General features: G+C 48.6%; 14 protein-coding genes. 9 read left to right on the top strand and 5 right to left on the bottom strand.

Going from position 1 to position 12612, the window contains the following annotated elements; translation table 11 throughout:
* Positions 1–202: 202 nt before the first annotated feature.
* On the bottom strand, positions 203–907 hold the full coding sequence (gene sfsA, locus BFC17_RS01580; RefSeq protein WP_070174720.1) for a DNA/RNA nuclease SfsA: 705 nt from the start codon (positions 905–907) through the stop codon (positions 203–205).
* A gap of 32 nt (positions 908–939) precedes the next feature.
* Here sfsA and pepB point away from each other — a divergent pair, with 32 nt between their 5' ends.
* Complete coding sequence (pepB, locus tag BFC17_RS01575) at positions 940–2217, top strand: aminopeptidase PepB (RefSeq protein ID WP_070174719.1); 1278 nt, start codon at positions 940–942, stop codon at positions 2215–2217.
* Between the two features lie 29 nt (positions 2218–2246).
* Here the strand turns inward: pepB and BFC17_RS01570 are convergent, their stop codons facing one another.
* Positions 2247–2429: a helix-turn-helix domain-containing protein gene (locus BFC17_RS01570; RefSeq protein ID WP_070174718.1), complete on the bottom strand. Its 183-nt coding sequence runs from the start codon at positions 2427–2429 to the stop codon at positions 2247–2249.
* A 119-nt stretch (positions 2430–2548) separates the two neighbouring features.
* On the opposite strand from BFC17_RS01570, the gene BFC17_RS01565 reads away from it, so the two are divergent.
* Both BFC17_RS01565 and BFC17_RS01560 read left to right on the top strand, forming a co-directional pair.
* Positions 2549–3145 (top strand): YhgN family NAAT transporter, encoded by a 597-nt coding sequence (locus BFC17_RS01565; protein WP_070174717.1) that lies wholly within the window; start codon positions 2549–2551, stop codon positions 3143–3145.
* A gap of 48 nt (positions 3146–3193) precedes the next feature.
* Complete coding sequence (locus BFC17_RS01560) at positions 3194–3775, top strand: YjaG family protein (protein WP_083271520.1); 582 nt, start codon at positions 3194–3196, stop codon at positions 3773–3775.
* Here the strand turns inward: BFC17_RS01560 and rsmD are convergent.
* Positions 3772–4365, bottom strand: coding sequence for a 16S rRNA (guanine(966)-N(2))-methyltransferase RsmD (rsmD, locus tag BFC17_RS01555; RefSeq protein WP_070174715.1), 594 nt, complete (start codon positions 4363–4365; stop codon positions 3772–3774). The two genes, BFC17_RS01560 and rsmD, sit on opposite strands and share 4 nt — an antisense overlap.
* A gap of 105 nt (positions 4366–4470) precedes the next feature.
* Between rsmD and ftsY the strand changes: the two genes are divergently transcribed.
* From ftsY to BFC17_RS01535, 4 genes are read left to right on the top strand one after another with little or no spacing between them, the layout of a single operon-like run.
* A complete protein-coding gene (gene ftsY, locus BFC17_RS01550) occupies positions 4471–5727 on the top strand; it encodes a signal recognition particle-docking protein FtsY (protein WP_070174714.1) in 1257 nt (418 codons plus the stop codon).
* A 57-nt stretch (positions 5728–5784) separates the two neighbouring features.
* Positions 5785–6468 (top strand): cell division ATP-binding protein FtsE, encoded by a 684-nt coding sequence (ftsE, locus tag BFC17_RS01545; protein ID WP_070174713.1) that lies wholly within the window; start codon positions 5785–5787, stop codon positions 6466–6468.
* Positions 6465–7445 carry a permease-like cell division protein FtsX gene (gene ftsX, locus BFC17_RS01540; protein ID WP_070174712.1) on the top strand — a complete coding sequence of 327 codons (981 nt, stop codon included), beginning with the start codon at positions 6465–6467 and terminating at the stop codon, positions 7443–7445. Before ftsE ends, ftsX begins: the two co-directional genes overlap by 4 nt.
* Positions 7446–7476: 31 nt before the next feature.
* On the top strand, positions 7477–8061 hold the full coding sequence (locus BFC17_RS01535; protein WP_070174711.1) for an acyl carrier protein phosphodiesterase: 585 nt from the start codon (positions 7477–7479) through the stop codon (positions 8059–8061).
* 15 nt (positions 8062–8076) lie between these two features.
* On the opposite strand, the gene BFC17_RS01530 is transcribed toward BFC17_RS01535, so the two are convergent.
* Both BFC17_RS01530 and BFC17_RS01525 read right to left on the bottom strand, forming a co-directional pair.
* Entirely contained in the window at positions 8077–9324 is a 1248-nt protein-coding gene (locus tag BFC17_RS01530; RefSeq protein ID WP_070174710.1) for an EAL and HDOD domain-containing protein, read from the bottom strand.
* Between the two features lie 124 nt (positions 9325–9448).
* A complete protein-coding gene (locus BFC17_RS01525; RefSeq protein WP_070174737.1) occupies positions 9449–10669 on the bottom strand; it encodes an EAL and HDOD domain-containing protein in 1221 nt (406 codons plus the stop codon).
* Positions 10670–11160: 491 nt separating this feature from the next.
* Here BFC17_RS01525 and rpoH point away from each other — a divergent pair, with 491 nt between their 5' ends.
* Positions 11161–12027: an RNA polymerase sigma factor RpoH gene (gene rpoH / locus BFC17_RS01520; protein WP_070174709.1), complete on the top strand. Its 867-nt coding sequence runs from the start codon at positions 11161–11163 to the stop codon at positions 12025–12027.
* 121 nt (positions 12028–12148) lie between these two features.
* Positions 12149–12577 (top strand): IS200/IS605 family transposase, encoded by a 429-nt coding sequence (gene tnpA / locus BFC17_RS01515; protein WP_070174559.1) that lies wholly within the window; start codon positions 12149–12151, stop codon positions 12575–12577.
* The last annotated feature ends 35 nt before the right edge of the window (positions 12578–12612 follow it).

Raw genomic sequence — 12612 nt, 5'->3', positions numbered from 1 at the left:
CTCCTACACTACGACACCCTAAATGTCCCGAAATAAACAAATATCTATAGCAGAATAGTATTGTACAGGCAACGTAAAGTGTCTATGTCTGACGAGGTAAACTTAGTGCTTTATGGTTTACCCCATGGCTGTACCCGAAGGTACCTGCATATTTCAGCAAGGCGCAAATATGACGTCCATTTATTAAAAATCAACTCTTTTTTTACAAAAATACTGGTAGTGATTGATTTATATTAATTTTTTCTTCGCTAATTTGACAGCCGACGGCGAAAACGCGGACGCCTCTCTGGGCTGCGTCGCGCACCGCAGCGGCATATTTGGCGTCAATATGCTCTGCCAGTTGTACACTTTTAATGCCGGTATGCTGTACACAAAATAGCAGACAGGTGGCAACGCCTTCTTCCGCCAGTGCCGCCAGCTCTTGTGCGTGCTTTGTTCCCCGACTGGTTACAGCATCGGGAAAATAGCCTTTATCGTCCTGGGCCAGTGTCACTGACTTCACCTCAATATATAGCGGCGAGTCGTCGTGTCGGGTAACACAAAAATCAAAACGCGAATGAAAACCGGCAGGACTGACTTCCCGTTTGACGTCGGTATAGTCGCTGATTTCTGTAATGGAAAAGGTTTCCAGCGCAGTCTGAACCAATTTGTTAGCCCGATGCGTATTGACACTTATCCATTCACCTTTGTGGGTTACGGCCAGCTCCCATGTGAACTTAAGTTTACGCTTTGGGTTATCTGAGGGGCTCACCCAAACGGTATAGCCGGGCTCCGCACAGCCTGTCATCGCGCCGGTATTAGGGCAGTGGGCGGTGATCTGCTCGCCTGAATCGAGCAATATGTCGGCAAAAAAACGTTTATAGCGCTTCAGGAGTGTGCCGCGCAACAAAGGTGAAGTAAACTGCATAGGTAAACCTGACAAAAATAGTAAGGAGTATTATGACTGACATGAAAGTGAAGATCACCCGTAACGCCGCCCCTGAGCAATGGGGAGATAAGGCGCTGATAAGCTTGTCCGGTGACGAAATTCATATTCATATCCCAAACGAGGCTGAAAGACTGCGCTTGATTCGTAAAGCGGCGAGACAAATTGACAGTCTTGGCATTCCGTCAGTCACACTAAGCGATGAATGGTCGGTTATTGATCAGGTTACTTTTGTGATGAGCTTTTCTAAAGCCCGCAACCCAGGCGCGGTAACGCTGTGTGATAATGCCGGGAAACCAGCCGCTGAGCAGCAAATCGCCGCCATGATGTTTGCCCGTAAATTAACTAATGACACGCCGGAACAGCTGGCACCGGCAGAACTGGCTCAGCAAAGCGCAGACTGGTTGCTCTCATTAAAAGGCGACGCTGTGACATACCGCATTGTTAGCGGTGAAGAACTGGCTGCTGAGGGCTGGATTGGCATTTACAATGTAGGGCGTGGCAGTGAACGACCACCGGCCTTGTTGGAGCTGGATTATAACCCCACTGGGCAGGCCGACGCGCCGGTAGCTTATGCGCTGGTGGGCAAAGGAATAACCTTTGACAGCGGTGGCTACAGCATGAAGTCCAGTGAAGGTATGCTGGATATGAAATGTGACATGGGCGGTGCCGCTACTGTAACCGGTGCGCTGGGTCTGGCAATGATGCAGGGACTCAACAAGCGCGTTAAGTTATTTTTGTGCTGCGCGGAAAACCTGGTCAGCGGACATGCTTATAAACTGGGTGATGTGCTGACCTATAAAAATGGCGTCTCGGTTGAAATTGTGAATACCGACGCAGAAGGCCGCTTAGTACTGGCCGATGGTTTGCTTGCAGCCTCTGAGTCTCAGGCTCAGTGTGTCATTGATGCTGCCACCTTAACTGGCGCTGCCACGGTGGCGCTGGGTTACGATTACCATGCCGTGTTTAGTTTAAACCCAACCCTTAGCCAGTCGTTTCTGGCTACTGCGCAGGACCAGCAAGAGCTATTCTGGCCCCTGCCACTGCAAACCTGGCATCAGGAAAAATGTCCATCGGCTTTTGCCGATACCGCTAACAGCCGTCCGCAAAAAGGCGGTGGCGCGGGCGGTGCATCCAACGCTGCGGGCTTCTTATCGCGCTTCGTTACGCCAACCGATAGCTGGTTGCACCTGGATTTGGCCGCGGCTTACCATGGCAGCGCAACCAGTGAAATGCCAGCAGGCGCTACAGCAGCAGGAATCAGAACCCTGGCAGCGTTTATTGGTCAGTAATAACAGTGCTTAACTGGCAGGCCCGGTGGTTAAATGCCACCGAGTCGCTCTGCGAGGATTTTGTATTTTTCTACTGCGTCAGAGTCGAATAAAGGATTGCCATCGCTGTCTTTTTCTTTTGCTACAAGCAAGCTTTCCCGTTGTAGACGCTCAACGCGGATTTCCTGAACATTAAGAAAAGCCGCTACTTCCTGGACTGTCATTAAACTCATAACTGCAACCTGCAAATGTGATAGTACAAAAAGTAAAGCGCATAAATACTAATTTGTGAAATAAACTTTATGTTTGGGTTAATGTTGGCCCAACATGTACATAGGGGATAACCACTGTCATGGATACCTGGTCGGCGGCAGTCATGCTGTTTTTAATTATGGATCCGCTCGGTAATCTGCCGATATTTATGTCGGTGCTGAAAATGATCGAGCCCAAGCGACGTCGGGTGGTACTTATCCGTGAATTGTTATTTGCGCTGGTGATTCTGTACGTCTTCTTGTTCAGTGGCCAGGCGGTATTGGATTTTCTTAATGTTAAACAGGAAACCGTAAGCATTGCTGGCGGAATAATCCTGTTTTTAATCGCGCTTAAAATGATCTTCCCTAAAGCTGGTGGTAGCCCTCTGGGCTTAGCCGCCGGGGAGGAGCCTTATATCGTACCGCTGGCAATTCCGCTGATTGCGGGTCCGTCTACCCTGGCGGCACTGATACTACTGTCTAACCAGAGTCCTGACAGGATGGCTGACTGGGCGCTGGCGCTGGGAGCTGCCTGGGTGGTCAGTGCCACCATATTATTCTTTTCCGGCGCTTTTCATCGTTTGTTGGGGGAACGTGGTCTCACAGCAATGGAGCGGTTAATGGGAATGATCCTGGTAATGATTGCAATCCAGATGTTTTTAGACGGTGTGGGTACTTATTTTTCTCAAGTAGGTTAATATGTGCCCCATTACTTTGTCGCTATCCTTTGATTAACAGGCATAACTTTGACAACAAAACTTTCTACCTTCGCCCAGGTCCGGGCATTGGAAGGCGCTGACGCCATTGCTTTCAGTGCGGCGCTGCTGCAGCGTATGGTTCCCAACTATCAGTTATTCTGTGAGCTTACCGAATTTGCTGAACCGGACACCCTGTCAAAGTGCCTGGAGCTTATCTGGGAGTCGCTGTGCAGCCCCAAAAGCAAAATCAATTTTGCCACCCAACTGGAAAAAGTTGAGGAAGCAACCCCGGATGTAGCCGACTATGAGACTTATGGCGTTTATCCTGCGTTGGATGCGGCTATTGCCATGTCTTCGGCTATTAACCTGATAATGAAGGTCGATCTACATGGCGCGGTGGTGGTGAGCAAGCTGTCCCAGGGCAGTGTAGAGGCTTACTTACTGGCAACTGGCGAAGCAGACGAAGACAATGTTAAGGCGCATCCGTTGATGCAGTTTGAGATTGCCATTCAGCAGGAACTGCTGGATGCGGTTAGTACCAAAGCGCCGATGACGCAGAAAGTGGCGACGCTGAAAAACATTGCCGCCAGTGAAGGGATCAGCAATATCGGTCTGGAAATCGGTGCTTAAGAAACGCTGAACTGAATCAGGCAGTATGCCAGTTGGCCGGTGTGTTTTTGTTTAATGATCTCACAACCCGGTGGCATCTCAATGGCGGGGCCATTGGCTTCCTGTTCAACATAAATCAAGGCGTTATCTGCGAGTAAGCCGTGCTGATAAAGTGCGGCCAGGGCAGGGTTAACCAGGTTATGCCCGAATGGCGGGTCGATAAAAATAATATCAAAGGGCGTTTTTAGCTGTGGCAGCACGCTCAGGGCATCGGCACAATAAACCTGGGCATTGGTTTTGAGCGTCGCCAGATTCGCTTTTAACTGATTGGCGGTTGCCGTTTGTTTTTCAATAAAAACACTTTCGCTGGCATAGCGGGAGAGTGCTTCCAGGCCTAACACGCCTGAGCCTGCGAAAACATCGAGCACTCGACTGCCCTGCACGTGGGCCATCAGCCAGTTAAACAGCGTTTCCCGGGTTCGGTCGGTACTGGGGCGTAAGCCTTCAGCATCCAGTACCGGTAAACGGCGACCGCGCCACTGACCGCTGATTATACGAACGCTACCGCTTTTTTTGCTGTGGCGTGAGGATGGTTTTGCTACTCGATTCATTATGCCAGTCGATGGTATTATGTGCTGAAACATAGCAGCACGCTTACATTTATTTTTGATAGTTTACCGCACAAAGCGGTTTCTCAGTAAGGAATTGTCACCACAATGTCTAAACTTTTTGGCTGGTTTAACAAGAATAAGAATGAAAATAAAGCACCAGAACCAGCACCACAGCAAGATACCTCCAACTCACCGGTTCCGGCTCAGCAAGACGAAGCTGCTGCGGTTGTAACTGATGCAGAAACGTCACCAGAGTCCTCAACCGACGTTAAGACAGACTCATCAACAGAAACCGAAACTGCAACAGAGCAAACACCAGCGGCAACCCCAGTTGAACCTGAAGCGCCAGCAGAAGAGCACGTGCCCACCGCGGAGCCTGAGCCAGAGCCCGCTCCGGAGCCTGCGCCAACCGTAGAAAAGAAATCATTTTTCGGTCGTCTGAAAGCCAGCTTGTCGCGCACCAAGGCAAACCTGGGCAGCGGTATTGTTAGCCTGTTCCGTGGCAAAGCCATAGACGATGACCTGTATGAAGAACTGGAAACCCAACTGCTGGTGGCTGACGTGGGTATGGACACCACGCAAAAAATCATTAATCAACTGGTAGAAGGCGCAAAACGCTCACAGCTCAAAGACGGTGATGCGCTGTATGAAATGCTCAAGAAGCAGCTCAGAGAGATGCTGAATGCGGTACAACAGCCACTGCCAGAGGTGATGGCGAAGCACGATGCAGCTCAGGGCCCTTTTGTTATTTTGATGGTCGGCGTTAACGGGGTTGGTAAAACCACTACGATTGGTAAGCTGGCCAAGCAGTTTCAGCAGCAGGGCAAAAAAGTCATGCTGGCTGCTGGTGATACCTTCCGGGCTGCCGCGGTTGAGCAGTTACAGGTGTGGGGAGAGCGAAATAATATACCCGTCATCGCCCAGCCTACCGGCTCCGACAGCGCATCAGTACTGTTTGACGCGTTGCAATCAGCCAAAGCCAGGGGTATGGATGTCTTAATTGCGGATACTGCCGGTCGTTTGCAAAACAAAGACAACCTGATGGAAGAGCTTAAAAAGGTGGTTCGGGTAATGAAGAAGCTGAATCCCGATGCCCCCCATGAGGTGATGCTAACGGTCGACGCCGCCACCGGTCAGAACGCCATTAGTCAGGCCAAAATCTTTAAAGAAGCCGTTGGCCTGACGGGCATTACACTCACCAAGCTGGATGGTACGGCTAAAGGTGGGGTAATCTTTGCAATTGCCGATAAATTTGGTATTCCTATCAGATACATCGGCGTAGGTGAAGGAATTGATGATTTGCGCGGATTTAACGGCGATGAATTTATCGACGCGTTGTTTAGCGAGGGTGACAAAAGTTAGTCCACACAATCGCTGACTGCACCACAATAATAACAGACAGAGTAGTTAGGATCCTTGATGATCAGATTTGAGCAGGTAAGCAAAACCTACCCTGGCGGCCAGGTGGCGCTGTCAAAAGTCGACTTCCATATTGCCCAGGGCGAGATGGCTTTCTTAACCGGCCACTCCGGGGCGGGTAAAAGTACGCTGCTTAAATTAATCAGTATTATGGAGCGTCCAACCGTTGGCCGGGTGCTGATCAACGGTCATGATCTTAACATTATCAAACGCCGCCAGATTGCTTACATTCGTCGCGACATCGGCATGATTTTTCAGAGCCATCAGCTATTGATGGACAAAACGGTGTTTGACAACGTAGCGCTGCCACTTGTGATTGAAGGCTATGGCCACAAGGAAATTGGCAAACGGGTAGACGCTGCGCTCGAGATGGTGGGGTTACGCAGTAAGTCCCGTAACCTTCCCATCACGCTGTCTGGCGGTGAACAGCAACGGGTGGGCATTGCCCGCGCTGTAGTAAATAAGCCGCCTTTGCTGCTGGCTGACGAACCAACTGGTAACCTCGATCCCAAATTATCCATGGAAATCATCCGGCTGTTTGAGGATTTTAATCAGGCTGGTGTGTCAGTCCTGATCGCGACCCACGATCTGGGACTTATCGCCCGCATGCGCTATCGCACGTTAACCCTGAAGAACGGGAAAATGATCACCGACGGCCTGACCGATGTTGAGGAAGAACGATGAGTATATTATTTAAAGGCCGCAGCCAGGGGGCGTCCGAACGAAAAATTAATATTGCTCAGCGATTCGTCATGTTCTTTGTAAACCATATACGTCAGGCCCTGGGTAGTCTGGGAGAGCTGTGGCGTCAACCCGCAGCGTCTTTGATGACCATTGGCGTACTGGGGCTCAGTATTACGCTACCAAGCACCCTGTATATCCTGGTTAAGAATACCGAAAAAATCAGTGCAGGCTGGGAGCAGGCGGCAGAGATTTCGTTGTTCTTAAAAGAGCAAACCAGTGCCGCTGAAGCGCAACAATTATTAACCCGCTTACAAACCTGGTCCGAAATCGATCGGGTAGTGTACGTGCCGGCCGATGAAGCGCTGGAAGAATTCAAGCAGTTATCCGGCCTGGGCGATGCGGTAAAGTATCTGGAGTCCAACCCCCTGCCGGATGTTGTGCTGGTGACCCCCGCAGAAAAACACACCGCGCCGACAGCCGCGCAGTTGTTGCTGGAAAAGCTCAAACGCCAGCGCGAGGTCGATATAGGTAAACTGGACATTGAATGGCTGGAGCGACTCTACGGCTTTCTGCAAATTGCCACCGAACTGGTAACCATCATTGGTTTGCTACTTTTTGTGGCGGTGGTGCTCATTGTCGGTAATACCATTCGTTTGAATATCCTCAACAAGCGCGACGAAATTCTGGTAATGAAACTGGTGGGAGCTACCGACGGATTTATTCACCGGCCATTTTTATATACCGGATTCTGGTATGGCTTGCTTGGCGGTGTTATTGCCTGGATGGCAGTGATCATAATCCTATGGTGGATGGACAGCAGTATCCAGGCTTTTGCCAGTCTGTATGACAAGTCTTTCCATATCACCGGGTTAACCGGGTCAGCCCTGATGACCATGCTATTGCTGTCTGTGCTGCTGGGCCTGGGTGGTTCGCTGATTTCGGTGCAGCGACATGTACGGGAAATAGAACCCCAATAGGCCAGCACGCTGGCTTGTGTCCTATAGTGCTATGAATTATCTGGCTCACTTATTTTTGTCAAAACCGACCGCAGATTCCTGTTTTGGTAATTTACTCGGGGACTTTCGCCGTGGCGTGCAGCTGGCCGATTATTCTGAGGCGGTTCAGGCTGGCGTGAGTAACCATATTTTTGTGGATAAATTTACTGATAATCACGAGCTGGTGCGCGATGCGCGACATCTGGTATCGGCCCCGCGGCGCAGATTTGCCGGTATCATGCTGGACGTCGTGTTTGACCACTTTTTACTGAAACACTGGGATCGCTATAGCGCTAAGGCATTCAGCACATTCAGCGAAGAGGCTTATGCGTGCCTGGAGCAGCGTGTAGATGTTATGCCTGATGCAATGCAGCCTATGATAAAGAGCATGCTTCATCATCGTTGGCTTGACACCTACAAGGATTTATCCGGCGTTAACAGGGCACTGGAGCGCACGGCTGACCGTATTCGCTTCAAGCACGACTTCCATGGCAGTATCGATGAAGTTCACCGACATTATGCGCAGTTTGAGCAAACCTTTCTGGCGTTTTTCCCGCACTTAATTACAGCGGTGCAGCAGCAACAATTAGAGCCCTGAGGCAGCACGCCGGAATTAGTCGTTATTGTTTACCAGTTTTTTGGGGAAGTAAGAAGAAATAGTTTTACGCACGCCGTTGCCCCATACAATCGCCTGGTTATATAAGCTGTGCAGGTATTTTTGATCAATTTCCAGCTCGCGGGATTCACGAATAACGTTCATCCACAGCGCGCCTTCAAACGCTTTAACCAGTTTGATGTAATGGTTAAATTCTGCCGACTTACACAGTAGCGCATCGTTAACTTCGTCGGTGAGTGGTAACTGGCGTAAAATATCCGGCATTTCCTGATCAAGCAGGGCATCAAGCAATGAAAACAAGCCGATCAAAAAGCCGATGGGGGGGTTGGAATTAAGACCTCTTTCCTGCGCTAACAAATCAAAAAACTTCGCTCTCACCAACGACATATGGAGTAATTCCAGCGGTTTGTCGTCGCCTAAATTGGCCATGGCCAGCAAGGCAATAAACTTCTTAATTTCCACCTCGCCCATATAATTTAGGGCATGTTTTAACGAGGTGATCTTATAGCGTTTATTTATGGTTGGGTTGTTAATAAATTTCAGCAACAGAAATGACAGTGCGGCGTCCCGCTCAACAATCTGGTTGATACGGTCGAGACTGAACTGGCTGCTGGAGCTTTCGCCCATCAAATCCACCAGGTTCATTTTGGATGCAGGCAGCTGTCGCTGGATGCGTTTCTCCGGGGTAGCAAAAAAGTAGCCCTGGAAAAGATGAAAACCAAGGTCGCGACATACCACAAAATCGTCGTGGTTATTTACGTTTTCGGCGACCAGCTGAATACTGGATTTCAGAAAGCGCGGAATATTTTGTTCAATAACATTGTAGTTGGCTTTGTGGACGTCAACTTTAAGAATATCGATAAGCGGGAAAATAGAATGTTGACCGCTAATCATCGCCGGGTCGTCAATGGCCAGTTTAAAACCCAGTTGCTTTACGTGTTTACAGGCATCAACCAACGCAGACTGCTGAGCCGGGTAATCTGATAATTCAATAACAACCGTATTGGGATTAAGCGTGGCGGGCAGACCGGCTATCAGGGTATCGCTGTTAAAGTTAATAAATGAGGTTTTGTCACCGCAGATATCATCTAAACCCAGGGTATGAAAATGCTGCGCGATATAACGGCTTTTTTCTTCGTCATGAATCGGGAAAGCGCCTGACTTACCATCTCTGAATAACAGCTCATAACCGAAAACATCCTTTTCCCGGTCTAAAATAGGCTGACGTGCGATAAATGCGAACATTAAAATAATTATCCTTGATATTCAGCAGGCCAAACTCACCCACATCTTAAAACTTTAACTTATGCTTAATGTTTGATCCATCTTTTGTTGTCTGACAAACGGTTTCAAACCGAATATTGTATTTCTACTTGCTGACTTCGTTTTGTAACGCATTCGCCCAGGTTAACGATTTTACATAGATATCGTGAAGCTGTTTTTGACCCAGGCCAAGTTCTGTCCCTAAAGTTCTTACCGTTTTCCACTGCCCCCGCTCAAATGCGGTGACCAGCATTAAGCATTGTCTGAGGACGTTATTTTCACCGCATAAAGCGGCACTGACTTCTGCGGGCAGTGGTAGCTTATCGACCAGTTCGCGCATGTGCTGCTGCATCAGTGTATCAAGTAACGACAGCATACCGGTTAAGAATCCACTGTTCTGGGGAGTTGATTGTTTTACCGCTAATAAAATCTGGTCGCAGAATCGTGCTCTTACCAGACTCATGCTAAGCAGCTCCATAGGTTTGTCATCACTGAGGTTGGCCAGCGCCAGTAAAGCGATAAATTTTCTCACTTCCTGTTCGCCCATAAAGGTCATGGCATGTTTAAGCGAGGTGATTTCGTTGCGTTTATTCACGTTTGGGTTGTTGATAAACCGCAGTAACAGATAGGACAGGGATACATCCCGTTCTAAAATGGCATTGATATTAGCCAGCGAAAGCTCTGCTGCAGCACTTTCCTTTAACAGACTCAGCATGTTAGTGGCTGACGAACTCATCTTGCGATGTTTGATAACCTGCGGTTTCGCAAAAAAGTAGCCCTGAAAATAATCAAAACCGAGATCCCGGTAATAATCAAACTGCTCCTGGGTTTCGATGCGCTCTGCCACTAAAGCGATATTGTGGGCCTTTAGTTGGGGCAGGGTGTGGCGAATTTGTTCGTCAGTTACCGTGGTGATATCAAATTTTACAATACTAATGATGGGCAGCAGCGCCTGCCATTTGTCTTCCAGGTCATAGTCATCAAGGGCCAGCCGATAGCCGTTAGCTTTAATGTGCTGGCAGGCTTCAATTAATTCGTCACTGACGTCGACGGTTTCGGTGATTTCAATCACCACGCTGGCCGGATTCAGGCTGGTCGGAAAGCGGTGCAGCAGGGTATCGGTATGAAAGTTAATAAACGCCAGTGCATCGCCAGTAACGGCCTCAAGACCGATGTTGAGGTGGCTGGCGGCGAGAATACGGGATGTTGCCTCATCGGGAGATATGTCGGGAAAGCAGTTTTTTTCACCATCGCGAAACAACAACTCATAGGCGTATAGCTGTTGTTTGGTATCAACAATGGGTTGTCTGGCTACGTAAGCAAACATTTCGAACTCCCAATACTGCATTTCGACGCAATTTAATTGCGTTTAATGATCTGGTTGTATTCAATGAACCGTAATATACGATGAATGTCAGCAATAATCATCCGATTCTCATTTTTCAAGCGCCGCACAGATTGCCTAACCATTTGAACAGCGGATGATTTACGGCATTGTGAAAGGCTAACGTACACTTACCGGTCAATCTTAGTTAAGCCGTGGGAAGTCACAGAATACGTCGGCTTAACATTATTGTGTAGTGCATTAACTGAACAGCGCAACGTACTCTGAGTCTGTTTGCTGGGTCAGATGGAATTAATTGAACTTTTTTATCGTATCGGGGTCTTGATAAGTATGGTATTAACCCCTATATTTCGTTTTTACTCGGGCTGTGTATCAATGGTGGATACCAACTGAATGAACACCAGCCCAGCTTCGCAATCAATAATTTTTGAGTTATTTTTTCGGTGAAGTGATTAGGATTTTTTGAGGTGACTATGAGCGTGGGTACAAGTAAAAACTTACAATCTATGGCCCTGTCTGTTCCACACAATGGAAATATTGAAGGCTACATTCAGGCTGTCAGCACAATAGACATGCTGACTGCTGACGAAGAGCGTGAACTGGCGTTGCGTCTGCGGGAAGACGAAGACATTGATGCTGCACGTAAGCTGGTAATGTCGCACCTTCGTTTCGTTGTGCATATTGCCAAGTCTTATTCAGGCTATGGCCTGCCACAGGCTGACCTGATTCAGGAAGGTAACATTGGTCTGATGAAAGCGGTAAAACGCTTCGACCCTTCTGTAGGCGTTCGTCTGGTGTCTTTCGCAGTACACTGGATTAAGGCTGAGATTCACGAATTTGTGCTGAAAAACTGGCGGATTGTGAAAGTCGCAACCACCAAAGCGCAACGCAAACTGTTCTTTAACCTGCGTAAGGCGAAAAAGCGTCTGGGCTGGTTTAGTCACGAAGAAGTGCAAACCGTCGCTAACGAGCTGGGCGTAAGCACTAAAGAAGTACTGCAAATGGAAGCTCGCATGAGTTCACAGGATCAGGCTTTCGACTTAAGTGCCGACGATGATGAAAACGGCAGCTTTGCGCCGGTTCAGTATCTGGAAGATAAATCAGAAGATGTTGAGTCCAGCGTTATTAACGATGACTGGGATGCCAACGCCACCAAACGTTTGTACTCAGCAATGAAAACACTGGATGAGCGTAGTCAGGATATTATCGAAACCCGTTGGTTAGCTGACGATAAAACAACGCTGCAGGACTTAGCCGATAAATATCAGGTTTCTGCTGAGCGTGTTCGCCAGATTGAAAAGAACGCTATGAAAAAACTGCAGGCTGCGATGGCTGCATAAGCAAACCATTCAGACCAAAAAAGCGCCTTTACGGCGCTTTTTTATGTGACCGGTCGCGAAGCGACAGAACACCACGGGTTTACCCGTGGATGAATGAGTCCGAGGCCTGTATGCTACGAAGATGGAAGTTCGAGTCTCATCACATGGTCTATATAGACTTCAATATCACGTCGTCTGGGTAACCAAATACAGGCGTCGGATACTGAAGCCTTTCGTCGTGGAGTATTTGCGCAAAGTGTTGCCGAAGCTGCTTCGAAGTATGCCCGGCGTAACGATAGAGCGAATGGGCTTTGATAATGACCATATGCACATGTTGATGGTCATTCCACCGAAATACTCGATAGCAGAAGTGATGGGTAAACTCAAAGCCCAGTCAGCGTCAAACATGAGAAAGACATTCAAATGGCTAGGAAAGGTCTATTGGAATGAAAATATTGTTTGGTCGCCGGGTTACTTTGTAAGCAGCGTAGGCTTAGACGAGCACACAATACGGAACTACGTTGAGCATCAAGGTCGGAAGGATTCAGATCAGCTCCGAATGGAGCTGTAACAGAAAGAACCCCGGGCATGCCCGGGGGAATCTAT

The organism is Marisediminitalea lipolytica, assembly GCF_001758465.1.
GTDB classification, from domain to species: Bacteria; Pseudomonadota; Gammaproteobacteria; order Enterobacterales; family Alteromonadaceae; genus Alteromonas; species Alteromonas lipolytica.
Note: the sequence above shows the minus strand (reverse complement) of the source record. Positions and strands in the feature narration are given on the sequence as shown.

Bases quoted from the DNA above. Each gene is read 5' to 3' on its own strand.
- BFC17_RS01535 (WP_070174711.1), top strand. From the start codon at position 7,477: ATGAATTATCTGGCTCACTTATTTTTGTCAAAACCGACCGCAGATTCC.
- sfsA (WP_070174720.1), bottom strand. From the start codon at position 907: ATGCAGTTTACTTCACCTTTGTTGCGCGGCACACTCCTGAAGCGCTAT.
- rsmD (WP_070174715.1), bottom strand. From the start codon at position 4,365: ATGAATCGAGTAGCAAAACCATCCTCACGCCACAGCAAAAAAAGCGGT.
- rpoH (WP_070174709.1), top strand. From the start codon at position 11,161: ATGAGCGTGGGTACAAGTAAAAACTTACAATCTATGGCCCTGTCTGTT.
- BFC17_RS01525 (WP_070174737.1), bottom strand. From the start codon at position 10,669: ATGTTTGCTTACGTAGCCAGACAACCCATTGTTGATACCAAACAACAG.
- ftsE (WP_070174713.1), top strand. From the start codon at position 5,785: ATGATCAGATTTGAGCAGGTAAGCAAAACCTACCCTGGCGGCCAGGTG.
- ftsY (WP_070174714.1), top strand. From the start codon at position 4,471: ATGTCTAAACTTTTTGGCTGGTTTAACAAGAATAAGAATGAAAATAAA.
- BFC17_RS01565 (WP_070174717.1), top strand. From the start codon at position 2,549: ATGGATACCTGGTCGGCGGCAGTCATGCTGTTTTTAATTATGGATCCG.
- tnpA (WP_070174559.1), top strand. From the start codon at position 12,149: ATGGAAGTTCGAGTCTCATCACATGGTCTATATAGACTTCAATATCAC.
- BFC17_RS01570 (WP_070174718.1), bottom strand. From the start codon at position 2,429: ATGAGTTTAATGACAGTCCAGGAAGTAGCGGCTTTTCTTAATGTTCAG.
- BFC17_RS01530 (WP_070174710.1), bottom strand. From the start codon at position 9,324: ATGTTCGCATTTATCGCACGTCAGCCTATTTTAGACCGGGAAAAGGAT.
- pepB (WP_070174719.1), top strand. From the start codon at position 940: ATGACTGACATGAAAGTGAAGATCACCCGTAACGCCGCCCCTGAGCAA.
- ftsX (WP_070174712.1), top strand. From the start codon at position 6,465: ATGAGTATATTATTTAAAGGCCGCAGCCAGGGGGCGTCCGAACGAAAA.